This is a genomic window from Desulfocurvibacter africanus subsp. africanus DSM 2603 (assembly GCF_000422545.1).
GTDB classification, from domain to species: Bacteria; Desulfobacterota; Desulfovibrionia; order Desulfovibrionales; family Desulfovibrionaceae; genus Desulfocurvibacter; species Desulfocurvibacter africanus.
Genome location: NZ_AULZ01000020.1, coordinates 51,733 through 77,815 on the forward strand (window position 1 = coordinate 51,733; position 26,083 = coordinate 77,815).

Annotated in this window: 21 protein-coding genes; 2 read left to right on the forward strand and 19 right to left on the reverse strand. The window is 61.0% G+C overall.

The features are described 5' to 3' along the window. Nucleotides 1–227: 227 nt before the first annotated feature. A complete protein-coding gene (locus H585_RS0114090) occupies nt 228–1,418 on the forward strand; it encodes an anaerobic nitric oxide reductase flavorubredoxin (protein ID WP_027368277.1) in 1,191 nt (396 codons plus the stop codon). Between the two features lie 80 nt (nt 1,419–1,498). Here the strand turns inward: H585_RS0114090 and H585_RS0114095 are convergent, their stop codons facing one another. The 19 genes from H585_RS0114095 to H585_RS0114190 all read right to left on the reverse strand — a co-directional run bounded on the left by H585_RS0114095 (nt 1,499) and on the right by H585_RS0114190 (nt 22,741). Then, nucleotides 1,499–2,395, reverse strand: a complete 897-nt coding sequence (locus H585_RS0114095) for a DMT family transporter (RefSeq protein WP_027368278.1) — start codon at nt 2,393–2,395, stop codon at nt 1,499–1,501. Between the two features lie 61 nt (nt 2,396–2,456). Then, the gene (locus H585_RS0114100; protein ID WP_027368279.1) at nt 2,457–3,206 is read right to left on the reverse strand and encodes a TlyA family RNA methyltransferase; all 750 of its coding nucleotides are present in this window, start codon (nt 3,204–3,206) and stop codon (nt 2,457–2,459) included. Between the two features lie 7 nt (nt 3,207–3,213). Beyond that, nucleotides 3,214–4,665, reverse strand: a complete 1,452-nt coding sequence (gene thrC / locus H585_RS0114105) for a threonine synthase (protein ID WP_027368280.1) — start codon at nt 4,663–4,665, stop codon at nt 3,214–3,216. Between the two features lie 54 nt (nt 4,666–4,719). Then, nucleotides 4,720–5,226: a DUF456 domain-containing protein gene (locus H585_RS0114110; RefSeq protein WP_014261136.1), complete on the reverse strand. Its 507-nt coding sequence runs from the start codon at nt 5,224–5,226 to the stop codon at nt 4,720–4,722. After that, nucleotides 5,226–6,521 carry a phenylacetate--CoA ligase family protein gene (locus H585_RS0114115; RefSeq protein ID WP_027368281.1) on the reverse strand — a complete coding sequence of 432 codons (1,296 nt, stop codon included), beginning with the start codon at nt 6,519–6,521 and terminating at the stop codon, nt 5,226–5,228. Before H585_RS0114115 ends, H585_RS0114110 begins: the two co-directional genes overlap by 1 nt. 33 nt (nt 6,522–6,554) lie before the next feature. Further along, nucleotides 6,555–7,991, reverse strand: a complete 1,437-nt coding sequence (gene dnaB, locus H585_RS0114120; RefSeq protein WP_027368282.1) for a replicative DNA helicase — start codon at nt 7,989–7,991, stop codon at nt 6,555–6,557. Nucleotides 7,992–7,995: 4 nt separating this feature from the next. Then, nucleotides 7,996–8,520, reverse strand: coding sequence for a 50S ribosomal protein L9 (gene rplI, locus H585_RS0114125; RefSeq protein WP_034628131.1), 525 nt, complete (start codon nt 8,518–8,520; stop codon nt 7,996–7,998). A gap of 11 nt (nt 8,521–8,531) precedes the next feature. After that, on the reverse strand, nt 8,532–8,792 hold the full coding sequence (gene rpsR / locus H585_RS0114130; RefSeq protein WP_005985949.1) for a 30S ribosomal protein S18: 261 nt from the start codon (nt 8,790–8,792) through the stop codon (nt 8,532–8,534). Nucleotides 8,793–8,795: 3 nt separating this feature from the next. Continuing rightward, entirely contained in the window at nt 8,796–9,104 is a 309-nt protein-coding gene (rpsF, locus tag H585_RS0114135; protein WP_005985952.1) for a 30S ribosomal protein S6, read from the reverse strand. 263 nt (nt 9,105–9,367) lie between these two features. Beyond that, complete coding sequence (locus H585_RS0114145) at nt 9,368–10,132, reverse strand: enoyl-ACP reductase FabI (protein ID WP_014261132.1); 765 nt, start codon at nt 10,130–10,132, stop codon at nt 9,368–9,370. A gap of 56 nt (nt 10,133–10,188) precedes the next feature. Continuing rightward, the gene (locus H585_RS0114150; RefSeq protein ID WP_027368284.1) at nt 10,189–11,085 is read right to left on the reverse strand and encodes a phosphoribosylaminoimidazolesuccinocarboxamide synthase; all 897 of its coding nucleotides are present in this window, start codon (nt 11,083–11,085) and stop codon (nt 10,189–10,191) included. A 19-nt stretch (nt 11,086–11,104) separates the two neighbouring features. Further along, a complete protein-coding gene (hisD, locus tag H585_RS0114155; protein ID WP_027368285.1) occupies nt 11,105–12,424 on the reverse strand; it encodes a histidinol dehydrogenase in 1,320 nt (439 codons plus the stop codon). Nucleotides 12,425–12,634: 210 nt separating this feature from the next. After that, nucleotides 12,635–13,078: a PPC domain-containing DNA-binding protein gene (locus H585_RS0114160; protein WP_027368286.1), complete on the reverse strand. Its 444-nt coding sequence runs from the start codon at nt 13,076–13,078 to the stop codon at nt 12,635–12,637. Continuing rightward, a complete protein-coding gene (locus H585_RS0114165; protein WP_027368287.1) occupies nt 13,075–15,996 on the reverse strand; it encodes a PD-(D/E)XK nuclease family protein in 2,922 nt (973 codons plus the stop codon). Before H585_RS0114165 ends, H585_RS0114160 begins: the two co-directional genes overlap by 4 nt. Further along, the gene (locus H585_RS0114170; RefSeq protein WP_027368288.1) at nt 15,993–19,214 is read right to left on the reverse strand and encodes a UvrD-helicase domain-containing protein; all 3,222 of its coding nucleotides are present in this window, start codon (nt 19,212–19,214) and stop codon (nt 15,993–15,995) included. Before H585_RS0114170 ends, H585_RS0114165 begins: the two co-directional genes overlap by 4 nt. Nucleotides 19,215–19,218: 4 nt before the next feature. Further along, complete coding sequence (locus H585_RS0114175) at nt 19,219–20,115, reverse strand: DMT family transporter (protein ID WP_005985968.1); 897 nt, start codon at nt 20,113–20,115, stop codon at nt 19,219–19,221. Nucleotides 20,116–20,247: 132 nt separating this feature from the next. Further along, nucleotides 20,248–20,691 (reverse strand): YqaA family protein, encoded by a 444-nt coding sequence (locus H585_RS0114180; RefSeq protein WP_027368289.1) that lies wholly within the window; start codon nt 20,689–20,691, stop codon nt 20,248–20,250. 197 nt (nt 20,692–20,888) lie between these two features. Then, complete coding sequence (locus tag H585_RS0114185) at nt 20,889–21,602, reverse strand: M15 family metallopeptidase (protein WP_027368290.1); 714 nt, start codon at nt 21,600–21,602, stop codon at nt 20,889–20,891. A 302-nt stretch (nt 21,603–21,904) separates the two neighbouring features. After that, on the reverse strand, nt 21,905–22,741 hold the full coding sequence (locus H585_RS0114190; protein WP_027368291.1) for a pseudouridine synthase: 837 nt from the start codon (nt 22,739–22,741) through the stop codon (nt 21,905–21,907). A 138-nt stretch (nt 22,742–22,879) separates the two neighbouring features. Here H585_RS0114190 and H585_RS0114195 point away from each other — a divergent pair, with 138 nt between their 5' ends. Next, nucleotides 22,880–25,672, forward strand: coding sequence for an AsmA family protein (locus tag H585_RS0114195; RefSeq protein ID WP_027368292.1), 2,793 nt, complete (start codon nt 22,880–22,882; stop codon nt 25,670–25,672). The last annotated feature ends 411 nt before the right edge of the window (nt 25,673–26,083 follow it).

Here is a 26,083-nt window from a genome sequence, read left to right on the forward strand (position 1 = left end):
AGTAATCCTTTAAAATAATACAAGTCTGCCAACGACTTGCATCAGGGGAAACATAGCACACCCGCTGGACGGTGCAAGTAAAGCCACCCTGACATACTTCCTTGATCTGGCACACGGGGCAGCTTGGCCGGCGAATGATCCTGGCGTTTGATTCTGGGCGGCAATGCTGTAAGCAGTTAATAAGGTCGGGATTGCTCCGGCTTAACGTACGGCAGCGAGGAGGAATCATGAGCTTTTCCGTCACCAGAAATGTCACCTGGGTTGGCAAAATAGACTGGGAGTTGAGGAAATTCCATGGCGAGGAATACACTACGGCTCGTGGCTCATCCTACAATTCCTATCTGGTTCGTGGGGAGAAGACCGTACTCGTGGACACGGTCTGGTCGCCTTATGATCGGGCTTTTGTCCAGGATTTGGAGCGGCTCGTGGACCTCCAAAAAATCGATGCGGTGGTGGTTAACCACGCGGAAGTCGATCATAGCGGCGCGTTGCCCGAGTTGTTGAGCCGCATCCCGGATGTGCCCCTTTATTGCAGCAAGAATGCAGTAAAATCGCTCACAGGCTACTATCATAAGGACTGGAATTTCCAGGTCGTGCGCACTGGAGACAAGTTCAGCCTGGGAAACATGGATCTTGTTTTCATTGAAGCTCCGATGCTGCACTGGCCGGACAGCATGTTTTGCTATCTTACCGAGGATAACATTCTGTTTTCCAATGATGCCTTCGGACAGCACTACGCATCCGAGTTCATGTACGATGACCTGGTGGATCCTTGCGAACTGTTTGATGAAGCTCTCAAGTATTACGCCAATATCCTAACCCCGTTCTCTCCCTCGGTGCGCAAGAAAATCGACGAACTCAAGAGCATGAACGTGCCCCTGAACCTCATCTGCCCGAGTCATGGCGTCATTTGGCGAAGCAGGCCCATGAACATCGTGGAGAAGTATGAGGAATGGGCCGACGACTACCAGGAAGATCAGATCACGTTGCTGTACGATACCATGTGGAACGCCACACGGGTCATGGCCGAAGCCATTGCCGAAGGCATTCGCGCCGCCAGTCCGAGTACGGAAGTGAAGCTGTACAATATAGCCAGGAGCGACCGCACCGTTATGGTTACGGATGTATTCCGTTCCAAGGCCGTGCTCGTGGGTTCTTCGACCATCAACAACGGCATACTCTCCTCTGTAGCCGGAATCATTGAAGAAATTCGAGGCATGAAGTTCAAGCAGAAGAAGGCGGCGGCCTTTGGTTCCTATGGCTGGAGCGGTGAGTCAGTGAAGCTCATCACGCAGCGTCTGCGGGAAGGCGGATTTGAACTGGTCAACGACGGCTTCAAGCTGCTCTGGCAACCAGGTGAAGAGGGCCGGGAGCAATGCCGGAAGTGGGGGCGGGAATTCGTGAATTCGTTAGGCTAAGACGAACTGTCCTTTAGCGGCTAACATAGCCAAGGCGGCTAGATGGCTATGCTTGGACTAGGTGCAGACGACCTTTGCAACTAGCTGCTCCTGCTGACTGCTCTTGATCTTCTGAGAATGACGGCAGTCTTCAGATTGGGCAGGATGACGCCCGCGAGGATCAGCAGCATGCCCATGACCTGTAGCGTGACTATGGGCTCACCGAGGATGAGGTGTGCCGCCACCAACGCGGCAACAGGCTCGGAAGAGGAGAAGATGGCGGCGTGAGCGCTGCCGATGCGCTCAATGGCCAGGAAGAGCAGAGTTATGGCCAAGGCCGTCGGGATGAATCCCAGGCCAAGGGCTATGGGCAGGTTCGACATGCGCAACGAGGCCAGGGTGCCGGGTCCTTGCAGGAGCAGGAAGCTCAGGCCCGTGAAAAGGATCATGTAGAAACTCACGGAGAGTGGATGGCGTCCCTGCATGACCTTTTGTACCAGCAGAAGGTAGATCGTGAAGCATCCCAAGGCGCCGAAAGCGTAAAGCAGACCTGTGGGATTGAGTTCGCGCAGGAAGGCGTCATAGCAGATAAGGCCGCAGCCGGCGCTGACGAGGATGAGCGAGAGCACGAGCAGCCTGGTCAACCTTAGCTTGTACAGGACAACCGAGAGGAGCGTCACTGTCACGGGATAGCCGTAGAGGATGAGCACCGTGGTAGAAACCGGGATGTGCTCCACTGAGTGAAAGAAGAAAGAACTCTGGGCATAGTAGAGCACCATGCCGATGGCGGCCACCATGGCCAGGCCGGGCAGGTCAAGGCGCAGGAGCCGGCGGCGCCAGCCCAGGAGGAACAGGAACATGAAGGCCGCGCCGAACAGAAAACGGCATTGGAGCACGAGGCCCACGGGCATGTTCTGGGCATAGCCAAGCTTGGCCAGTACGCCCAGCAAGCCGAAAGCAATGCCCGAGAGCAGACTGAAGAAGGTGCCTTGCCACATGGGTGCTGTCTCTAGCACTCACGGATTGCCGAGACAATCGAAATAGTTGGATATTCAGAGTTCAGGCAGGCTTTTGGAAGCAGGCCAGGTATTCCTGATTGCCTTTCGGTCCCTTGATGCGCGAAGGAGCGACACCGGAAAGACTCAGACCCAACTCCTGGTTGGCGAAGGCAATAATCTTATCCACGGCTTTGCGCTGCAGGGACTCATCGCGCACCACGCCCTTACCGATCTCGTGGGGCTCAAGCTCGAATTGGGGTTTGACCAGCGCGACGACAAGGCCGCCGGGCTTGAGGAAGCGCATGCAGGCCGGAAGCACGAGGGTTAACGAGATGAAGGACACGTCGGCAACCACGGCATCCACAGCCTCGGGGATCAATTCCGGCCCCGCATGGCGCAGGTTCACGCCTTCCAGGCTTACCACGCGCGGATCTTGGCGCAGCTTTTCGTGCAGTTGGTGCGTGCCTACGTCCACGGCATATACACGCCGCGCTCCATGCTGCAGGGCACAGTCCGTAAATCCGCCCGTGGACGCCCCGGCATCGAGCACCACCAGATCGGTGAAGTCCAACTCGAACTCCTCGATGGCCGTAAGCAGCTTATAGCCGCCGCGGCTTACGAAGCGTTCGCCCTCCTTGAGCACGAGCACGTCGTCAAGCGCAACCTGTTGGCCTGGCTTGGCCACGAGTTCGAACCTGCCGCCGCGTTCAAGCAGGACCTGTCCGGCCATGATGAGCCGCGTGGCCTTCTCGCGATCACTAACCAAGCCCTGCTCGTACAGAGCCTGGTCGGCGCGAATTCTTTTGGCCATGCCGGGCCTAGCGCTTGCGTTCCACGCCAAGCCGCGAGGCCACGGTCTCGGCGGCCTTGAGCGTGAATTCCTCGGGCGTCAGGCTTTGCTTGTCCTGCATGGACAGCACGGGCAGGGGAGCATTGGTCATGGCCGGGTCGGGCGATACGCCGTACTCGGGCGGGAAGGTGTTCTGGAAATACATTTCCTGGAAGCCGATGAACTTGAGCATGTGTGCCGTAGCATCGAGCACGGCCAGTTCGTCCTTGGATATGAGCTTCTGGTCCATGGCGGTCATGAGCCCGGCCAGGCATTCACCGCCTTGGGTGTCGGCGATGTGGCCATGGCGGTTGGCCAGCAGCATGGCTTCCATGATGGCTTGTTCAGTGACCTGTAGCACCTGGAAGGCGTCCCGGCCGCCGATGGCCGTGTACTGGTCTACGAAGTGCTTCACGCGTGGAAAGGAAACCGGATTGCCTATCATGGCTGCCTGAGCAACCGAAGGCGTTACCTTGACCGGCTGGTATGTGCGCTTGGTCGGGTCGGATTCGTTGTAATAGCGGTAGACCGGGTCGGCATGGTGCGACTGTACGCCGAATACGCGCGGCAGCTCGTTTATAATGCCCAGGCGGTGAAGCTTGAGGAAGCCGCCCATGATGGCCGTGACGTTACCGGCATTGCCGATAGGCACGAACACGCACTTGCCGGCCATGTCCCAATCGTACCACTGAGCAACCTCGAATGCGTAGGATTCCTGTCCCAGGATGCGCCAGGCATTCTTGGAGTTGAGCAGGGCCACGCGGTAGTTGTCGGCCAGGTGCTCGACCACCTTCATGCAGTCATCGAATACGCCGGGAATCTCCATGACCACGGCGCCGCTGCCGAGCGGCTGGGCCAGCTGCTGGGGCGTGACCTTACCCTGGGGCAGCAGCACCACAGTGCGGATTGCTCCACCCACATACGCGCCGTAGAGTGCGGCCGCGGCCGAGGTGTCGCCAGTGGAGGCGCAGATGGTCAGCACGCTGTCCCACTTGTGCTTGCGGATGAGCGCCTTGAGGTAACTGTAGGCGCAGGCCATGCCGCGGTCTTTGAAAGACGCGCTCGGGTTTTGGCCGTCGTTCTTATAGGCCATGCGCTGGCCGCCCAGGCGTTGCTGCAGGGCTGGGCTGGCCTCCACGATAGGCGTGTTGCCCTCGCCTAGGCAGATGATGTCCTCGGATTCGAGCACCGGAGCCGTGATCTCGTAAAAGCGGAAGATGCCGCGCAGGAAGGCGCGCTTCTCGCCCGCTCGGGCATCGAATATCTCACGCCACCCTTCGCCGGGAGTTTCGCGCAGCTTATCGAAGTCCAGGTCTTCCAGCAGGAATACGCCGCCGCACTCGGGGCAAGTGTACAGGAGCTGGTCGATTCCATAGCGCGCACCGCAACCCAGACAGAAGTATTCCATGCGGCCGCGATGCAGTGGAAATAGCGTAGCCATGCGGGACTCCATCATGCGGAATTAGGTGATCCGACCCATACGGTCGGCGAACAATCAATTTGGCCAAATTCTGGGAATCGACAGCACGAGCATGGTGATGCCCAAGGCAAGCTTGAGCACGTTGCCTAGGATGCGCCCGTACATATTGCCCAGGGCGGAGCGGTGCGCTTCGACAAAAGGCCGCTCGTGCATGAGTTCGAAGATCAATCCACCGGCATAGGCCCCCAGGAGCGCGCCTGGGATGGCGCCCAGCCCGAACAGGATCGGCGCGCCCATGATCGCACCTGCGAAGCCGCCGATGAACGCGCCGAGCAGGCCCCGGCCCGAGCTGCCGTAGCGTTTGCCGCCGACGATCTGCACAACCTGCTCGATGATCTCGCCGGCCAGGGCCAGGCCTGCCAGCAGGCCGAAGAACCACCAGCCAGCGTCCATGGCTGGGTGCGTCCACTTCCAGACGGCCACCAGCCCGAGCAGTATCCAGTTGGCTGGCAGGCTGAGCAGGTGCAAGACCAGCACTGCCAGCAATAGGGCGATGAACGCAGCAGCCAGGACCGTCGCCACTAGTTCGTCTCCCGTGCATCCACCACGCGCTTGGCCTTGCCTTCGCTTTGGGGCAGGGTGCCACGCTGCACCAGATCCACGCGCGGAGTGATGAGGATTTCGTCGTGCAGCTTGTGGGCGATCTTCTCCTGCAGGGAGCGCAACCCCCGCATGTCCTCCACGAAATACTCATCCTGGATTTCCACCTTGATGCGTAGCTGATCAAGGTAGCCTTCACGCTCGATGATGATAAGATAGTTTTGCCCCACCTCAGGCATGGTCATGAGCACCTGCTCGACCTGCATGGGGTAGATGTTCACGCCCTTGATGATAAGCATGTCGTCGGCGCGGCCGGAGATGCGGTCGATGCGGCGGTGAGTCCGGCCGCAGGCGCATTGGCCCGGTAGCAGGCGCGTAAGGTCGCGGGTACGGTAGCGGATGATGGGCATGCCTTCGCGAGTGAGCGTGGTGAGCACCAGTTCGCCAACTTGGCCTTCAGGGACTGGCTCCAGCGTGACCGGGTCGATCACCTCCACGATGTAGGCGTCCTCCCAGATGTGCATGCCGCTCTGCTCGGTGCACTCGAAGGCCACGCCCGGGCCGTTCATTTCCGACAGGCCGTAGGAATTGAATGCTCGCAGGCCCAGGAGTTGCTCGATGCGCTTGCGCGCCTCGTCGGTATGCGGCTCCGCGCCGATGAGTGCGATGCGCGGTGGAAAGTCCTCGGGCCGGATGCCCTCTTTTTCCAACACACTCCCGAAGTAGAGCGCATAAGACGGGATGATGTGCAGGGCGGTGACTTCGAAGTCCTGGATGAGCTTGATCTGGCGCTTGGTGTTGCCCGCACCGGCCGGAATGGTCAAGCAGCCCAGCCATTCGGCCCCATAGTGGATGCCAAGGCCGCCGGTGAACAGGCCATAGCCCGCAATGTTCTGGAACACGTCGCCCTTGCGCATACCCACGGAATACATGCAGCGGGCCACCAGCGCGGCCCATTGCTCCAAGTCCTTCCGGGTATAGAGTACTGCTGTGGGATTGCCTGTGGTGCCCGAGGATGCATGCAGACGAACCAGTTCGCGACGATCACAAGTCAGAAATCCATAAGGATAATTGGAGCGTAGATCATCCTTGCCGGTCAGGGGAAATTTGCGGATGTCTTCGGGCGAGGTCACCGAAGCGGCAGAGAGTCCAGCTTCGGCAAGCCGCTTGGAATAGAAAGGGGACTTGGCGGCTCGCTCGACGGTTGCTCGCAACCGATCAGTCTGCAATTGAGCAAGCGCATCTCGCTCCAGGGCTTCCACCGGGTCGAAATACACGCGATCCTCCTGGATGCTGGCGCCGGGCCGCGCCTAGAAGCTGGAGGCTTCCGAGGGCGAGGGCTCCGGCTGGTGGGACAAGTCGCGAAAGGCCGTGCTTTTGCCGATGAAGGCCAACTCCACAGCGCCCACAGGACCGTTGCGCTGCTTGCCGACAATGATTTCGGCCACTCCCTTTTTGGGGGAGTCCTCGTTGTATACTTCGTCACGGTAGATGAAGCAAATCACGTCGGCGTCCTGCTCAATGGCCCCGGATTCGCGCAGGTCCGAGAGCATGGGCCGCTTGTTGGTTCGCTCTTCCACCTTTCTGTTCAGCTGCGACAGAGCGATAACCGGCACATGCAGTTCCTTGGCCAGGGCCTTCAGGTTGCGCGAGATATCAGAGATCTCCTGCTCGCGGGAGTCCGTGCGCCGGCTGGCGCGCATGAGCTGCAAGTAGTCCACCACGACCAGTCCGAGGCCTTTGTCCATCTTGAGCCTGCGGCAGCGGGAGCGGAGTTCCATGGCAGTGATGGCCGGAGTATCGTCGATGACGATGGGAGCGCGGGACAAGGCATCGGCCGCGTCCGTGAGCTTGGCCCAATCCTCGTCGCCCAGGAAGCCGTTGCGCACGTTCTTGAGATCGACCAAGCCATGGATGCACAACATGCGCATCATGAGCTGATCCATGCCCATTTCCAGGGAGAAGATGGCTGTGGGCACTTCGTCGTGAATAGCCGCGTTCATGGCCAGGTTCAGGGCGAAGGCCGTCTTGCCCATACTCGGGCGGCCGGCGATGATGATGAGGTCTGTTGGCTGCAGACCGGAAGTTATCTCATCGAATTTCGTATAGAATGTGCGGACACCCGTGATGAGTTCGCCGCGGTTGGCGCGTTCGGTTAGCTTGTCGAAGACTTCCGTGACAAGTTCGGCGCTGGATCGGTACGGCTGCGTGCCGCGGCTTTGGGAAATATGGAAAATAGCCTGCTGCGAATGGTCCAGCAATTCGGTGACGCCGGTTCCAGGCTCGAAACATTCGCCGATGATGTCCGTGGCAACGCGGATGAGTCGGCGTTGAATGGACTTTTCCTTGACGATTTCGGCATGATAGACCGCATTGGCCGCGGAGATGACGCCTCCGGCCAGTTCGGCAAGGTAAGGCTGGCCGCCGATGGTGTCGAGTTGACCGCTCTTGTGCAGTTCATCGGCGACGGTGAGCAGGTCGACGGGAATGGATTTGCGGAAAAGCTCCGTAAAAGCAGCGTATATCCGTTGATGGGCCGGGGAGTAGAAGTCATCCTCATCCAGCAGATCTAGGAGCTGGGGAAATACGGAGCTGTTCAGAAATACCCCCCCCAGAACGGCCTGTTCAGCCTCCAGATTCTGGGGGGGGATTTTACGCAGAATATCCTGGGAAACTTTCCCAAGAGCTTCCTGTGTGAGCTGGGAGCCGGCGGCCCCTGGGGAAGAAGCGCGCCTGTTCCCGTTCATGTCTCTACTCGGCAGCGCCCTGGGCCTGAGTCTCGGGCTCGGCAGCCGGAGCCGCCTCGGCCTGGGCCTCTTCAGTATGGCCAAGCCGGACCACGGACACATTGAGTTCGGCACGCACCTGAGGATGCAGGCGTACGTCAATGGTATAGGCTCCCGTGGAGCGGATCGGCTGATCGAGCTGAATCTTGCGCTTGTCGAGCTCAATGCCCTTAGCTGCCAGGGCGTCGGCAATATTGCCGGCAGTGACGGAGCCGTAGAGCTTGTCGCCCTCGCCCACACGCACCTCGATGACAACCTTGGCATCGTTGATCTGGGCGGCAAGAGCTTCGGCGCCGCCGCGGGCAGTGTCGGCCTTGGCTTGCAGTTTCTTGCTTTCCAGCTCGAACTGCTTGCGGTTGGACCCGGTGGCGGGCATGGCCAAGCCCTGCGGGATGAGATAGTTGCGAGCGTAGCCGGGCTTGACGGCGACTTCGTCGCCAAGCACGCCCAGGTTATCCACGTCCGCGCGCAGTATGATCTTCATGGGCATGGCGGCTACTCCTAAATGGTCTTCTTGCGCACGTAAGTGGCGTGCGTTGTGGTATAGAAGAGCAGGGCCATCTGCCGGGAGCGCTTGATCGCGGTGGTCAGTCTCCGCTGGTGCTTGGCGCAGGTGCCGGTGATGCGGCGGGCGATGATCTTGCCGCGATCAGTGATGAAGTCGCGCAGCAGGTCCGCGTTCTTGTAGTCGATGGCCACGTTCTTGTCCGCGCAAAAGCGGCAATACTTTTTCCTTGGGGCAAAACGTCTCTTGAATGCCATGGCTTACTCCTCCCCCGCCTGGAAGTTCTCGTCCAGCTTGACTGTGACGAACTTGAGGATGCCGTCGGTGATCCGGATATTGCGCTCAAGCTCGGCAATGAGCGGGCTGGGACCGGCGTACTCCAGACGGACATAGTGACCGCGAGTGAACTTGTTCACGGCGTAGGCGAGTTCGCGGGAGCCCCATTCATCCAGCATAAGAGTCTGGCCCTGCTCGCGCGCCACGATGGCGCCGAGGTTGTCCAGAATCTCCTTGCGGTTTTCTGTCGTCAGCTCGGGACTGAACAACAGAAGCGTTTCGTACTTGCGCATAAGCGTCCTCCTTGTGGTCTTACGGCCCTTCCTTACATGGAGGAAGAGCAAGGCAAGAGGAAGCTTGTTAGTCCTCGATATTCTTCCTGTCAAGGACTTCGGTTACTTCCTGTCGTCATCCCGGGGGCGCGGACCGCACCCACCGCGCGGATTTCAGCCGCCCATGCCCATGCGCGGAAAGACCACGCGCACGAGCAGGATACAGACGATGGCAATGCCCAATATGGTCAATAGCTGATACATGCGGGGAATCCCCTAAATGCTTAAAGTCCCATGATGTTATAGCCGGAGTCCACGAAAAGCACTTCGCCGGTGACGCCGGAAGCGAGATCCGATGCCAGATAGAGGGCGGTCTTGCCCACGTCGTCAATGCTGACGTTGCGCTTGAGCGGCGCTCTTTCCTCTATGTGGTTGAAGATGGACTTGAAGCCGGAGATGCCGCTGGAAGCCAAGGTCTTGATGGGACCCGCGCTGATGGCGTTGACGCGCACGCCCGAGGCTCCCATTTCATGGGACAGGTAGCGCATGCTCGCTTCCAGAGCGGCCTTGGCCACGCCCATGACGTTATAGTTCGTGACCACCCGCGTGGAACCCAGATAGGTCATGGTCATGACGGAAGCACCCGGCGCAAGCAGGGGCTCGAAAGCCTTGCACATGGCCACGAGCGAATAGGCCGATATGTCCAGGGCCAGCTTGAAGCCGTCGCGCGAGGTGTCGATGAAGCGGTTCTTGAGATCGTCTCTGTTGGCGAAGGCCACGGAGTGCACGAGCACGTCCACGCTGCCCCATTTCTCCTTTACAATCTGGGCCGCGGCGGCGAGCTGCTCGTCCGAGGTCACGTCGCAGGGGAAGGTGAAATCTCCGCCGATCTCCTCGCTGATGGGATCGACGCGCTTTTGAATGGCTTCACCGGGGTAGCTGAAGCTGAGCCGGGCGCCATGTTGCTTGAACTGCTGGGCAATACCGTAGGCAATGGACTTGTCGTTGGCCACGCCGAAGATGGCGGCCTTCTTATCTTTAAGCAGCACGGAGAACCTCCTTGAAGCTGAGCAGTCGATGGAAGATGTGTTTGTCTGTTCCTGTATTAAACACTGAGTGACGCGCCGGTCAATCGTTCATAGGCCTCCAGGTATTTATCCCTGGTTTTTTCAATTACCTCCAGCGGCAGGTGCGGCGCGGGCGGTTGCTTGTTGAAGCCTATCTGCTCCAACCAGTCGCGTACGAACTGTTTATCAAAGCTGGGCTGTCCTTGGCCGGGTGCATAACCATCCATTGGCCAGAAACGTGAGGAATCTGGCGTAAGCACTTCATCAATGAGCAGGAGCTTACCGTCGATCGTGCCGAATTCGAACTTGGTGTCGGCGATGATGATCCCGCGTGAACGGGCGTAGTCACGGGCTCGGGAGTAAATCTCGATGGACAGTTTTTCCACTTGAGCCACCATGTCGCGGCCAGCCATGTCCTTGGCCTGCTCCACGGTGATGTTTTCGTCATGCTGGCCGATTTCCGCCTTGGTCGAGGGCGTGAATAGGGGAGTGGGCAGCATCTCGGACTCCTGGAGCCCGACCGGGAGCTTGTGGCCCGAAACCGTGCCGGTCTTGCGGTAGTCCTTCCAGCCCGAGCCGGTGATATAGCCGCGTACGATGCACTCTATGGGCAATGGCTTGGCCCGCTTGACGAGCACCGAGCGACCGGCCAGTTCCTCGGCATAGGGAGCGAGTTCGGGGGGAAAGTCCTTTGTCTCGGAAGCCAGCACATGATTTTCCACCAGATCCTTGAACTTATCCATCCAGAACAGAGTGATCTGGTTAAGGATAGCGCCTTTGAGCGGCACAGGGTCAGGCAGAACCACGTCGAAAGCCGAGATGCGATCCGTGGTAACGATGAGCAGCCGCTCAGCGTCAATCCCATAGATGTCACGAACTTTGCCCCGGTGGAGCAGGGGAAATTCCTTGATGTCGGTCTGAATGACTGTCTTCATGGCAAGTCCTTGTAATTCATCATCTATTCGTCCTGATCTCCGCCGAGCGGGCATGGGCCTCCAAACCTTCCAGGCGAGCCAAGCGGGCGATCTTGGCAGCATTATCAGATACGTATGCGCATGAGGTGGCCACAAGGCTGGTCTTCTTGCAAAAAGTCTCAACGGACAAGGCCGAGGCGAAGCGCGCAGTGCGCGTGGTGGGCAGCACATGGTTGGGGCCGGCGAAATAGTCGCCCACGGCCTCGGGGCAGTGGTTGCCCAGGAACACGGCTCCGGCGTGCCGCACCTTGCCAAGCAGAGACCATGCGTCGGCCACGGCCAGCTCCAGGTGCTCGGGCGCAATGGCATTGACCAGTCCCAAACCGACATCCAGATTGGGCACGAGCACGATACTTCCCCAATCCTTGAGCGCGGCGGCCGCAATATCATGGCGGGGCAGTGATTTGACCTGCCTTTCAAGCTCATCCTTGACGCGTTCGGCCAGATCACGGCTGGCAGTCACCAGGATGGCGGCGGCAAGCGTGTCGTGCTCGGCCTGGGAAAGCATGTCCGCGGCCAACCAGGACGGATTGGCCGAATCGTCGGCCAGCACGGTGATTTCGCTTGGCCCGGCCAGCATATCGATGCCCACTTTGCCCATGAGCAGCCGCTTGGCCGTGGTGACATACAGGTTGCCCGGTCCGGCGATGACATCCACGGGGTGGACGATTTCAGTGCCCAGGGCCAGGGCCGCTATGGCCCAGGCGCTGCCGGCCGCGTAGATTTCACTTATACCCAGCATGCCGGCAGTAGCCAGGATATGTGGGTTGATCGTGCCGTCTTTGCGCGGCGGCGTGACCACGGCGATTTCGGACACTCCGGCGACCTGGGCCGGCACGGCATTCATGATCAAGCTGGAAATGAGCGGCGTCTGGCCGCCGGTGCCACCCGGCACATAGAGTCCAACTCGGTCCACTGGGCGTACAAGTTGGCCCAGGACCGTGCCGTCCTCGCGTGTGGTCATCCAGGATTGCTGGACTTGGCGTTGGTGGAAGTCGCGTACGTTTTCGGCGGCTTCGGCCAGGATCTCCAGATCCTTATCCGGGACCGCGGCCATGGCGGACTGTATGGACTCGTCCGGCACGCGCAGCATGGACAAGTCGAAGGAGTCGCAGTCGAAGCTCCGGGTGTACTCGACCAGGGCTGTGTCGCCACGTTCACGCACGGCGCGGATGATGTCCCTGACAACGTCCTCGACCTTAGCCTCGCGCGCCTCGTCCGGCGCGAAGCGTCCGGCGCTCCAGGCGGCGAATTCGGCAATCTGCGCAGGTGTGCTTATTTCGATGATGCGGCAGGGCATGCAAGGCTCCTTGACAGGACGTGGCAGCGTGCAGGTTCAGGGGTATATAGAACACCAGCGCAAATGTCGAGGCGCAAAGGTTCGGACCGCAAACTAAAGTGTATCGCGACGCGCTCAAAGATATGGAGGACGGCTCCTGCCAAAGTCGTATCTCCGAGCCGCAGATACAGGGCCTGTCCTGCGGCATGGGGACGGACTTAGCGCGCAGTCCTATTCCTTGCTCAGCACCTCGAAGCCGAAGGCCGGGTCCATCTTGCGCAGCATGCCCAGCCCCGTGATCTCCAGCAAGACGACCTCGGCCAAGCCCCAGATCTCCACTCCCTGGCGCAGGCAGCCCATGGCCGTGTATCCGCCGCGTCCCAGCGCTCCATGCATGTGCAGCCTGGGAGCGCCGTCCTCGTCTTTAAAGATAGTGCCAACGGCCACGACTTCGTGGGCGATATCCAAGCTTTTGAGCATAGGTTCGATAGGGCGGCTATGCGGATTCAAAGGGCCGACTACCAGGTTACCCGAGCCGACGCCGCCGAGCATCAGGCACGTGGCGCTTTCGACAGCGCGTTCCTTGGCGAATTCCTCGATGCAGTCCGGAACCTTGTCACCTTCCTGCAGACGCAGGACAAAGACGCGTCCAATGCGTCCTTCAGATGCTATCATTTATACCCTCCTCTGTGGGGCGAGTCGCAGGCCGCGCTGTATGGGCACCAAGCGCAGCGCCGGCTTGGCCGCGCCTTAATGGTTTCTTCGTTAGTCATATGCCGCAGGCAAAAGGCCAACAAGCGCGGTACGCGGGACGATATGAACTCCAATCGGGCTTCCGGCCCCATGGCTGCGGGGAAGAAGCGCCGCTCTCCGCCCGTATCGCGCAGGGAGACCCAGGCAGCCTCGCTGGCGGTACGGCCTGAAATCTGGTTGTACAGGTAAAGGTAGGTGGGCATCTGCAGACTGCCCACAGCAGCGGACAGCTCTCCCAGCAGCTGCGGGTCGCTGCCGGACCGCCAGGAGTCCATACGCGTCCACAGCTCTTCATCCAGGAACAGAGCTTGGCTGGGGCTTGGCGGGGAGCCTGTCTTGTAATCAAGGATAACGTCGCCGCCCTCGCGCTCGTCCACGCGGTCGAGGCGTCCCTCCAGCAGGTATTCCCGACCGTCGAGGGAGAAGGAGGCGCGCACGGGCAGCTCCAACTCACGGATGAGAGTTTCGGGCGTGCCGCGGGCGAACAGGGCCATGCGGTGCGGTCCGGTGCGTTCCAGGGACAGGCGGCCGTCCTGTCCGAGCTGGAGGTAGAAGGGCGCTTGCCGTAATCTCTCCAGGAACAGACCACTCAGCGCAGCGGGATCCAACGCACCGGCAGGCAGCGGTCGCCCCTTGTATGGCAGCAGGAACTCCCGCAGCACCTCGTGCACGAGATTGCCCAGCTCCATGGGATCGCCGTCTTCGCCAACTTCCTCCACGGCCTTGAGCGGGGTGAGATACTGATAGAAGAAGCGCAAGGGACAACCAAGGTAGCAATCCAGCAGGGACGACGAAACCTTGCCCTGCAGTCGCCCGAGCAGCCGATCCTGCAGCGCCTCTGCCTTGGCCAGGCCATGCCCGTGCAAGGTCAGGGGGCGTACGGTAGGCAGGGATACGGATAACGGTGGCTGTCCCGGCTTGATGATCCTGCCGGATTTGCGTTCCTCCTCCCATAACAGCTGCTCAATAAAACGGCTGCGCAGGGCCTTGCCGTCCAGAATTCCGCCGGGTTGCACGCCGCTCTGGTAGAGGATGAGCGTTTGCTTGCTCGCACGTACCAGGCGGTAAAACGTATACGCCGATACGTAGTCGCGCTCGCGGCTATTCGGCAGTCCCAGGCGGTGGCGCAAGGGATCGGGCAGCAGAGGGTCGCCCGCGGGCGCACCGGGTATTTTCTCCTCGGTGGCGTCGAGCACGTAAAGCTTGCGGAAGTTCAGCAGGCGCGTTTCCAAAAAGCCCATGACCTGCAGGCCCGTGATCGGGTCGGCCTCGAAGGCGACGCGCTTTTCCCTGGCGTAGCGGCGCAGCAGGGAGAAAATCGTGTCGCGTGGAAGGCTCTGCTCGCTGATGGTGCTGGATTCCAACTCGGGAATGACCCCGCGCAGCACACGATCCAGGCATTCGGCATCTATGAGGAAGATTCGCCAAAGATCGGAACCGTAGGTGCGCAGGATACTCAGTAAACCGCGTAAGGCTGAAGCCAAGCCAGCCAAGGTTTCGACGTTTTCGAAGGCGGTCAAGCAGGCGTGAAGCACCTCCTGGCGCAAGTCTTCGACAGCCTCCGGCTCCAGGCCTTCGGGGTAGGCGGTGTCCGGCACGGGCAAGGCCAGGGGATCGAGATACTTTTCCCCTCGGCGAACCTCCTCTTCCATGGCGTGGAAGGCCAGGCGCAGAGGCTCGCGTTCGTCCAGGCGCAGCATTTTGAGGTAGGGATGGCGCAGCAGGTTGATCACCTCGCGCCAGTAATAGCGGCCAGGACCTTCGGACGTCTCCTGCAGGCGCAACACCGTCTCCAGCAGGTCATAGAGCGAGGTGCGCGTGAGCGGATAGCCCATGGTCACGTTCACGTCGCGGTCGGGCAGGTGGTGCAGCACAGGCACGAGCATGCCCTCGTCCGGGATGATCACCGCCGTGTCGGTTGTTTCCTCGGCGTCCTGATTCTCCTGGAGTTCGTCGCGCAGGGCCGTGAGCTGCGAGTGCAGGTCGAAGCCCTGATGGAAGCGGATACTCGCGGGCTGCTCTTCGTCCGCCGCAGCAGGATACAACTCCGCGCGCACTCCCCAGCGTTTGAGCAGATCCGCATGCGCCTGCGCGGACCAGTGTCCGCATTTCCCTTCGGCCAGGGCCGGGTCCGTGTGCCAAACCAGCGTAGCCAGTCCGCGCCGCCATACGCTGCGAAAAATCCGTTCGTGCGCGCCTGGCAGGGCATAGAAACCGGCCAGGACCACGGGCGCACGGGATTGGGCCAAAAGGCTCGCGGCCTCGTCCGCGCGCTGGGCCACGCGCCATGATTCCATGCCCGGCGTGGCCAGGTTTCGTTCTTCCATGATGCGCAAGTAAGTATCAAAGATGCCGCTCAGTCGCTCCAGCAGGGCCGCTGCCCAGGGCTGCACCTCGTCTTCCATGCCCGGAAGGTCTTCGGGCCGGCGGCCCGCGCGCAGGAATTCCTCGATCAGTTCAGCCAGGCGCAGGCACCATGGGAATAGGGCCTTGCGGTCCATGGGCATGCGCGACAGAAGCCCCTGGCCGGTAGCGTGTTGCTGCTCGATGACCTCGTAAAGCAGGCCCACACGGTCGAGTTGACCTGGCTGGCGGGCTGGAAGCCGGTGCAGCCGTGCATGGAGCTGGTGGACCCACTCGGATTCGCTGAGCATGCGCGGCAGGATCACGGCCTTTCCGCCGGCGGCCTCGGCCAGGGCCAGAGTCAGGTATCTTGCGGGACGCGCATGGGGGAAGACGATTACCGAGTCCCTGAGCCCCTGGCCAAAGGTTTCCAGCAGGTAATCGCGCAGGCGGTGGATGAAATGCTCCTGCCAGGGAATGAGCACGACCGGATTCATGCGGCCATGCCTCCAGTGCCCGGAATGACTTCCTGCAGCTCTCTACGATCGAGGTAGGCCAGATAGCCGCGCACGGGCCGTCCGTCCGCGCGCGCAACCAGACGCATATAGCCCAGGACCTGCTCGCGGTGATCCGAGGCCGGCATGCCGGTCTTGAAATCGATGACGTGCAGCTCGTTGTCCAGCTCCACAAGCAGATCCGCGCGCAGCACCTTGCCATCCTCGTTCAGCAGACTGGTCTCGGGCCGTCCGTTACGCAGCCAATGGGCGGCCTGCGGCAGGCCCAGGAACCATCCCAGCCCCTGGCGCAGCTCGTCCGCCGCTTGCTCGCGCAGGTCTTTGGACAGGGGATACAGGGATAGAGCCTTGGCCACGGCTGATTCCATTGCCTCTCCGCAAATGTCGCCGTCCGCCCCCAACCAGACCAGATATTCGAGGGCCGCATGGAAGACGTTGCCCCGTTCGGATTGGGTGAAGCCGTATTGCGTATCCGCGCTGAAGTGCCGGTAGACCTTCAGCCTGGGCAACCAGCGCACGAGCGTTTCGGTGTTCGCGGGCGTAGTTTCGGCCTGCACGGCCTGTGCGGAATGGAGCTTGGCGAGAGGCGCGACCTCCTCCTGGCGCATGCGCCGGGGGGGCTGACCAACCTGCATCAACGCGTCCTCCTCGCTACGGCCGGCCAAGCCCAGCATCAGATCCAACGCCGTGACCAGGGTTGCGCGCGTGAGCCCCTCCGGCGGCACGAAGGCGTGCAGTTCCTCGCTGGCCCTGGTCCAGGCCACATAGAGCAAGTTCACCTGCTCCAGCAGCCCCTGGCACTGGCGTTGCCAGTACTGAGGGCCCAGCTCCTTGCGCATGGGCACCAGCAGGCTGGCTCCGGCGGCAGGGTCGCCCACTTGAGCCAGGCTGTGGTCCGGACCAGCGGGCCAATGGTGGAAAGGCACGATGGCCACCGGAAATTCAAGGCCTTTGGACTTGTGTATGGTCAGGATGCGCACGGCATCCACATGCTCTGGCATGGGCAGGCGTTCCTCGCCTCCCTTGCGCCGCCAGAAATCCAGAAACGTGGACAGGGAGCGGAATCCACGCTCTTCGGCCCGGTGCAGCACTTCCAGGAAGCGCTGGGCAAATGGTTCGTCCTCGGGTCTGCGCCGCAGGACGCCGAAGATGTCCAGGGCGCGCATGACCAGGTCGTAGGGGCTCATAAGCCCGGCGCGGGATAGAAAGGGCGCGAACCAGGCTTCCCACAGATCCGGGAAGTCGCGTCTAAACCGCCAGGCCACGCTGGAAGTATCCTGTCCCGCCAGCCAGTCCGCGAATTCCTGGCGGGATCGGCCGCAGGCATCCAGGAAGAGCTCCTCGCCCTGGAGGCACTGCCAGAAGGCCAGGCCGTCGAGCGGGTAGTCCAAAAAGGCTAAAAAGGCCACGAGCTGGCGCACGAGGGGATGGCTGGCCAGTTCCAGGCTGTTCTCCGTGATCACGGGCGTGCCCTCTTCCAGCAGCCAGCCGGCGACCAGGGCGGCCTGGGCGTTGCTGCGCACGAGGATGGCGATCTCGGCCCAGTCGCGGCCGCGCTCGCGCAAGTCCTCGATCAGGGAGGTCAGCAACCCGTGCGTCTCGGTCTCCAGTTCGTCCGCGCTGCTTGCCGCCACGGTGCGCACGCGCACCAGGCCCGTGGCGTCATGATTCTTGGCGGGCACTTGCTGGCGGCACATGGCGAAGGAGCGCCACAGGTCCTCGGCCAGCAACGCCTTGGCATCCTCGGGCGCGCTATCCGGGAGCAGGACCTCGGCAACGGCCCTGGCATTGTCGGACGACTCCAGCAGGCCGAAGAAGGCGTTGTTGAATTCGACCACCTGGCGTCGGGAGCGCCAGTTGTAGACCAGTTCCTCCTGCTCCAGGCCGGCGATGGCCATGAGCGCGACATCGGAGCCGACCTCTTCGAAGAGTCTGGCCTCGCCACCGCGCCAGCCGTAGATGGCCTGTTTTACGTCGCCCACGTAGAGCAGCGAGCCTCCGCGCGAAAGGCATTCCTGGGCCAGGGGCAGAACCGCCCGCCACTGGTCGCGGCTCGTATCCTGGAACTCGTCCATCAGCAGGTGGCGCAAGGTCACACCCAGGCGGCAGAATGCCTCGGGTACGCCGCCGTCGTGGCCAAGCAGCCGTGACGCCAGCAAGGGCCAGGCTGAGGCCAGCACCAGGCCAAGTTCGCGTTCCTGATCCGCGAGCCGGCCCAGCAGCAGCTGCGCAAGGTCCAGGAACGGTGCAAGCCTGCCCGCGCCGGTCAAGGCCGTCCACATGGTGCGGTAGGCCTCGGCCTGTTCGCGGAAACGGGCATAGACCTGCTCATGCTCGGCCATGGCCAAGCCTTGGCAGGCCTTGGGCAGGCAGGCGACAATGCTCTCCTTGGCTGCGTAGACCGAGTCCTTGGGTTCGTCTTCGGGCTTGGACAGAAGGCAATAGTCCAGGTACTTGCGAAAATTTGCCAGGAGCTTGATATCGTCGGCGGCCAGGGCCGCATCCACTTCGGCCGCGACCCGCGTGAAATCCGCATGATAGTCCGCCAGCAGGGCTGACAGCTCGGTCGCATCGCTCAGGGGCTTGCAGGGGCTGCGCAGGACATGCGTGAAGACATCCTTGAGCCGATCACGCAAGCGTTCCTGAAGCCAGAAGCCGTTCACGCGCTCCAGGTGCAGCAGGGAATCCATGGAGCGTTCAAGGAGTGCGGCTTCCGGTCGGGACGGGTCGCGTGCAGCGGCCAACAGGGCATCGTACAGCGGACCGAACAACTCCTCATCGTCGAATACGGCCTCGAAGTCCGGCGGCAGGCCCAGGTCCAGGGCGAACATCTGCACGAGGCGGCTGAGCAGGCTGTCGATAGTGCGAATGTTGAGCAGGTGATAATGGCGCAGGATGCGCTCCAGAAATAGTGCGGCCAGCTCAGGACTCCAGGCCTGGGCGGTCGGGGAGTCCAGGCCCAGGGCGCGGCCCTTGAGCGCGGCCACGACGCGCTCCTTCATTTCGGTCGCGGCCTTGTTGGTGAAGGTCACGGCCATGATTTCGGGCCAGGCAAAGCCGTCCGGGTCCTCGGCCCCGCATGCCGAGGGAGGCATGAACGGCCGCGATGCGCGCAAAAGTTCCAGGAATCGCCTGGTCAGGGCGAAGGTCTTGCCCGAGCCGGCCGAGGCCCGAATCTGTATGAACCGCGGCCCGCCCATGGCCTTAAGCCCCTGCGCGGCTGGGCATTGCGGCAATGCGTCTACGGCGCGCTCCATCCACAACGGTTAGCAGCACGGCGGAGAGGATGAGGGCCGCCCCGATGTAGCCCAGAGGGGTGAAGGTCTCGTCCCACAGGAAAAAGGCCAATAGGCTGGCGACCAGGGGCTCCAGCGTGGCCACCACCGAGGCTCGCGTGGCTTCCAGGTGTTTGAGACCCGCATAATAAATCGAATAGGCCAGATAGGTGGACACGAAAGCCAGGACCGCGACGGCGACCCAGGCCTGCAAGGGGTGGGCCTCGAAGCGGAAGAAGGGTGACACGACCAGAGCGCCCACGGGCAGGGCGTAGAGGAACAGGGTCGGCGTGCTGTAACGGCCCAGATAGCGTTTACCGAAGATGTAGTACAGGGCATAAGTGATGCCCGAGAGCAGGCCGAAGAGGATAGCCGCCACGCCGAAACTCTTTCCACCGGACCAGTCCGGACCAAGGCTGATGCCGGCCACGCCGACGATTGTCAGGACTACTGCCGCGATTTTGGGCGTGCTGAGCCTCTCGCCCAGCCATAGGCGCGACATGACGGCGACCCAGGCCGGGGCGGTATACAGCAGCACCGAAGCCAGGGCCGCGCCGCCGGCGCGCACTGCCATGGCATATGAGCCGAACAGCCCGGCGATGCCGACGACGCCGAAGGCGAGCACCGCGGGCAGGTCGTTGCGCGCAACGCGCATCTGCCCCAGGGCCCGAGCCTGGCTCGCGAAGAACACCCAGGCCAGGCAGGAACGCCAGAAGGCTACCTCCAGGGGAGGCATGCCGGCCTCGAAGGCATAGCGTGAGACTGGTCCGATGAGGGCCCAAAGCACTGCGGCCAGTATTACGTAGAAATAGCCTTTAAGCTGCACGGATTTGCTTCCTGACGTGAAGTGGACGCAGTCGCCGTGCCTCCAATTGGCATCGGCGTGCGGAAAGGTAGTTCTAGGCGGAGCGTGTCCGGTTTGGCAAGTGCCTGCAAAGGGGCAGATCCATGCCCGCGCTCAGCCTCTTCCCATCCAGCCCAGCGTCGCCGCGGTCACGAACAGGTAGCGCCCGGCCTTGGCCAGCAGGACGATGGCCGTGAAGCGCCACAGGTTGGTTTTGAGCACGCCCGCCACAACGGTCAACGGATCGCCGACGAATGGAGCCCAGGACAGCAGGAGCGACCAGACTCCATAGCGTTGATACCAGCCTACGGCCCGGTCAAAGAGCTTGGGCTTCAAGGGGAACCAGCGACGGTCGCGGTACTTGCTGAAGAAGCGGCCGAGCACCCAGTTGACCATGGACCCCAGCGTGTTGCCCGCCGTGGCCACGGCCAGCAGCATGAGCATGTCGTGCTTGCCGGAGAGCAGCAGCGTCACAAGCAGTATCTCCGACTGCGCGGGAAAGATCGTGGCCGCGAGAAAAGCAGTCACGAACATGGCGCTATAGGGAACTGCGAGCATATCAGCGAGCTGCCTTCATTTTTTCATGCTTCCTGGAGCATCTTGCTTTTGAAAATGCTCTGCTAACCATGTGTCGGCATGGCTAGCCGTTTGATTCGGCGCAGGTGCAATTTACTTGCGCCGTCAACGCCGGAGCGGGCGTCTTAAAAGCAATCTGCTTTAATGGGCCTGTTGCTTGGTCCATGTCAAACGGGCGGTTAATCCTTGGTCATGCCGGGCGGCACTTTCTCGAAGTGCATGTAGTCCTTGAGGCTCGTCCAATCGCCGCCCCATTCCCAGCCGAGTTCCTTGAATTTGAGCACCACCGGGTGATCCGCCGTGAGCGTGCCCGGCATGGAAGGATCGTACGCCGAGCGAGGCGGGAGCATGGTTTCGCCCTTTATGTAAGGATTAAGGCGCGGGTTGATATCCACGGCCCAGCCCCGGGCGTGCATGGACAATTTGGCGCTCTCCGCCTGCGGGCGGAAGGCGAAGCCTGAGGAGTTGTCCGTGTCCGGGCTTAGGCCGGAGGGGGCTTTGGCCTGGATTTCGGCATGGGCGATGGGCAGCACGGTATGGACCGGAAACCCCGACTCCAGGATAAGTTCGAAGATCCGGGTCACGTCAGCGGCCAGATCGCGGTCCACTACGATTTGGCCTTGGTGCGCCTTGTCGTCGAAGCCGTAGTAGCTGACCGTGACCACGGTCAGCCGCGAAGTAATTTCTTGAGGGCAGCCTTCGGGAAGATTGGTCAGGATAGCGGCCTTGGCCGCCATGTTGCTGTCGATGATGGGATTGCCCGGCGTGCCCGGTTCCTGCGGGACATCGATTACAGGGCCTGAGAAGTCTGCCGGCTCCTCTTGCCTGGGAGGCTCGTCGGAGCACGAGGATACGAGGAGCACGGCAAACAAGGCGGACAAGAGGATGCGCATGCGGTCTCCAGCAGGTCTGCGGCCGGGGTAAGCACTTCCCGACGCGGTTAAGGATTTGGCCTGCTGGGCAAGCAAGAAGCATGCGGGAGGAAAAAGCTGGAGCATTTTGCTTTTGAAAATGCTCTGCAAACCATGCGTCGGCATGGCTTGCCGCTAGCTTCGGCGCAGGCGCAATTCACTTGCGCCGCGGGCGCCGGAGCGGGCGTCTTAAAAGCAATCTGCTCGAATTGGAGAGCATGGTTCCCTGGCGCCTGCCGCGAGGGAGAAACAAGGTTTTGCGCATGTGGGCCGCCCTCTGCGGCTCAGTCCCAGTCCGGAGAAACTTCGGCGCAGAAGCCCGGCATTTCCAGCCGGCCGTGGTGCAAGTACAGGCGTTCCCCCTCCGCGTCAGGTCCGTAAAGGGTATCGCCCACGATGGGATGATCGTGCATGGCCAGGTGCGCTCGGATCTGGTGCCGCGCGCCCATGAGGATTACGGCGCGCAGACGCGTGCGGTCCAGGAGCGCATCGTAGGCCACGGGCTCGATCTCGGTCCAGCGTAGCGGATCTGGCGAGTCGCCGCCCAGGGCGCGGACCTTCTTGCGGTCGGAGGTATCCAGGGCCAGACGCAGCACGGTCGGAACCTCCACGTGGCCATGCACGAGCACGGCGTACTCCTTGCGCACCTGTCCGGCATTCTCCAGTTTGCGGAATTCCTGCTCGGCATCGGACCCCAGGGCCGCGAGAACAATCCCGGAAGTGGGCAGGTCAAGCCTGTTCACCAGACGGGCGTCCGTGCGGCCAAGCAACTCGGGGAGCAGGGCATCCAGTCCCTGCCCGCCCCCGGCCAGGGACTCGCTGTGCATGCCTGCGGGCTTATAAACGGCCGCGAAGCGTTCGTCCGCCTGCACCACATATGGGCCGGACGCGGAAGCATCACTTGCCGGGATGTCATCCATGCGCACCGTTATGGTCTGACCCGGCCCGACCTTAAAGCCGGCGGGCTTCGGTTGACCGTCCACCAGTGCCTTGCCTAGGTCAATAAGCCTTCGCCGGCCGCGCAGGCTCAATTCCGGCACAATGCGTTCAAGCAGCCTGTCCAGGCGTTGCCAAGCCTCGGCTGCGCTTACGTGCAGTGTCTTGTCATTGTTCTGTTGCATTAAATAATGATAACCTTGTCAGGTTAGGCTGACAAGTGAACAGGTTAGAACTGGGCAGCTTGTCAGCCCGAGCCCAAAGAGGATATTCTAAAATAGATAATGGTCGAGGCACGTGGAAAAATTCCGCTGGAGAAGAATATGCGCAAGCCTTTCAAGGTCGGGCTCATCATTTTCGGGGTGCTTGTGGCGCTGGTTATCGTCGCCGCTCTCGTGTTGCCCATGGTCGTGGATCCCAATCAGTATAAGGGCCGTATCGCCCAGGAGGTCCAGAAAGCCACGGGTCGCGAATTTGCCGTCGAGGGCGACATTGACCTGTCGATTTTTCCCTGGCTCGGGGTGGAAATCGGCAGGATGCATATGGCCAATGCCGAGGGTTTCGGTGACGAGCCCATGATCGCAGTGGAGAACGCCGAAGTGCGCGTCAAGCTCCTGCCGCTTCTCAGCCGTGAGTTGATTGTGGATACGGTCGTGATTCAGAATCCCGTCATCCGGCTGGCCAAGGACGAACAGGGCCGGACAAATTGGCAGGACATCCTCGACCACATGGAGCGCCAAGCGGCAGAAAAGCCCGCCGAGCCCGAACAACCCCAGGAACCTGGCGCAAGTCCGCTGCAGAAAGTCGAACTGGCAGGCTTGGAGATCGAGAACGGACTGCTCGTGTGGTCCGACATGCAGGCCAAGGCGAGCTACGAAATCCGCGAGCTCAATGTGGATGTAGGCGAACTGTCCATGGAGGCTCAGCCATTTCCCGTGTCCGTGGATTGTGCCTTTGTAGCCTCTCAGCCCCAGGCCTCCGGCAGCCTGGAGCTGAATTCCATAATAACGCTCATGCTGGACCAGAAAACAGCCAGAGCGGAGCGGACCAATCTGAAGCTGAACATCGACAAGCTCGTGCAGCAGGCCGAGGGCTCAACTCAGAGCGTGACCGGCAGGCTGGCCGTGGCCGCCAATGCCGTAGCTGATTGGGGCCAGGGAGTGGCCGACATTCAAGGGCTCAAGCTCACCTCCGATCTGCGTGCGGACTTGGAAAGCGCGTCCCAAAACGGCCGTGCGACACAAAAAATTTCGGCCCAGAGCACCGTGGCCGCCGACGCTGTGGTCCGCTGGGTCGAAGGCCTGGCTCGAATCAGTGGGCTTGCGCTCACGACCGACTATACCGTGAACATGGCCGACTCCGCCGCCAAGGCCGCGGGACCCCAATCCATTGCCGGTCATGTGGAACTGGCCGGCAATACCGAAGCCAACTGGACCAAGAGCGTGGCCCAGGTCGATGGATTGAAGGTCAATACGACCTTTACACTGGAACAGCCGGCAAGCCAGGCTGGAAGCCAGCCCCAGCGCATGACAGGCAAGGCCTCGCTGGCGACCGATATGCGCACTAATTGGGCCGAAGGTTTGGCCCAACTAGGCAAGCTGGCCCTCACGGCCGAGGCGAACGGTCAGGCCCTGCCTTCAGGCAAGGCCAACCTGGCCTTCGGGGCCGAAACCATGAATGTGAACTGGACCACAGGTCGACTGGAGCTGCCGCGTTTCACGGCCAAGGCATATGTCCTGGATATGACGGGCAGCCTCCAGGGAGAGAGCTTGCTGGAGAAACCAAACCTGCGGGGTAGCTTGTCGGTGGCTGAATTCAGTCCTCGCGCGCTCATGCAGGCCTTGGCCATGGAAATTCCCAAGACCTCCGACGCCGCTGCACTCAAGAACGCCTCGGCCAAACTCAACTTCCAGGCCACGCAGGATTCAGCGGCCATTTCCAATCTGGAAGCCAAGCTGGACGAAACCGTGCTTACGGGAAAGACTACGGTCCAGGGGTTCGAACGGCCGGATATCGCCTTCACCCTAGCCGCCAACCGCCTGAACGCGGACCGCTACATGCCGCCAAAGGCCGCGGCTGAGGAAAAAAAGCCCGCACCTGCCCCGGCTCCAACATCCGCGCCGGCCGAGAAGAAGCCTGCGGAAGAGAGCATGCTGCAGAAAATGACCGTCAATGGTACCGTGAACGTGGGTCAGTTCCAGGCCATGAACGTCAAGGCCAGCGACGTGCGCATGACCGTGCGCGGCAAGGATGGCGTCTTCCACGTCGATCCGTTCAGCGCCAATATGTACAGCGGCAAGGTCACGGCTACTGCCGGAGCGACCCTGCGCGAACAGATCACCAATCCATCATTGGCCTTGAATATAGCCAATCTGCAGATCGGTCCCTTGCTCGACGACTATCTGGGCAAGCTGGGCTGGATTGGCGGAAGTACCACGGCCAAGCTCGATCTGAGCGGCCAAGGCGCGCTTGATGCCATCATGAAGACCCTTGATGGCTCGGGTGACATCACCATACAGCATGGGTTGTTGCGCGGCTTCAATATAGTGCCGGGCGCAGTAAGCCAGCTTTTCGGCACCGTAGCCAGCGGCTCCCTTGAAAAAGTTACGAAATTCGATCAGCTCGGTGCCCGCTTCGATATCGACCAGGGCGATCTGGATTTCAAACGACTGTTCATGGTCACGGCGGACTCCAAGGTCGAGTCCAAGGGCGGTAAGGTAAGTCTGGCCCAGGAGAGTCTGAGCATGCCTCTGACCATGGTTTCGAACAAGATACCGAGTATCAAAGGTGTTCCCATCGATACCTTGCCCCTCGTGCTCTCGGGCTCCTACACGGACTTGAGCAACCTCAAACTCGGCGTGGATGAGAAGGCCTTTCAACAGATCTTGCAGCAGAAGGCATCGGGAGCGGTGCAGAAAGAGCTGCAGAAGCAGCTTGGCGGCAAGCTCCCTGGTGGGCTTGGCGATGTGCTGGGCGGATCGGGAAAATCTGAGGGATCCGACGGAACTGGCGGAACCGGGCAGCCTGGCGGCGGAAAGAAAAGCAGTGGCAATGACGTGGGCAAAGCCATTGAGGAAGGTCTGGGCGGTCTGCTGGGCGGCGGGAAAAAGAAGTAGGATAAGGCCCCGCCTGGCATAGCCATTGTTGTCGAAATTACAGAACTCCCGTCATGGTCCGAACAAGGAATCATGACGGGAGTTTCGTTTTAGAGCCTTTTGCTTTTGAAAATGCTCTGCAAGCCATGCGTCGGCATGGCTTGCCGCCGCGCGCAGGCGCAGGCGCAATTCACTTGCGCCGTCAACGCCGGAGCGGGCGTCTTAAAAGCAATCTGCTCTAAAAAAGTTATTCTCTGAGATTGAAAAGTCTTAAGCTCAGCCCGCGTTAGTGTATAATAATCTCCGCGTCCGTCCTCAATAATCGTTCAAACTCGCGCCTCTGCGTCTTTAACGCATTTCTGGCTTATAATAAATTGGCTGATGTTGCTTTGTGCGACTCGACTATTGGAGATAGGAAGCAAGTTGATATAA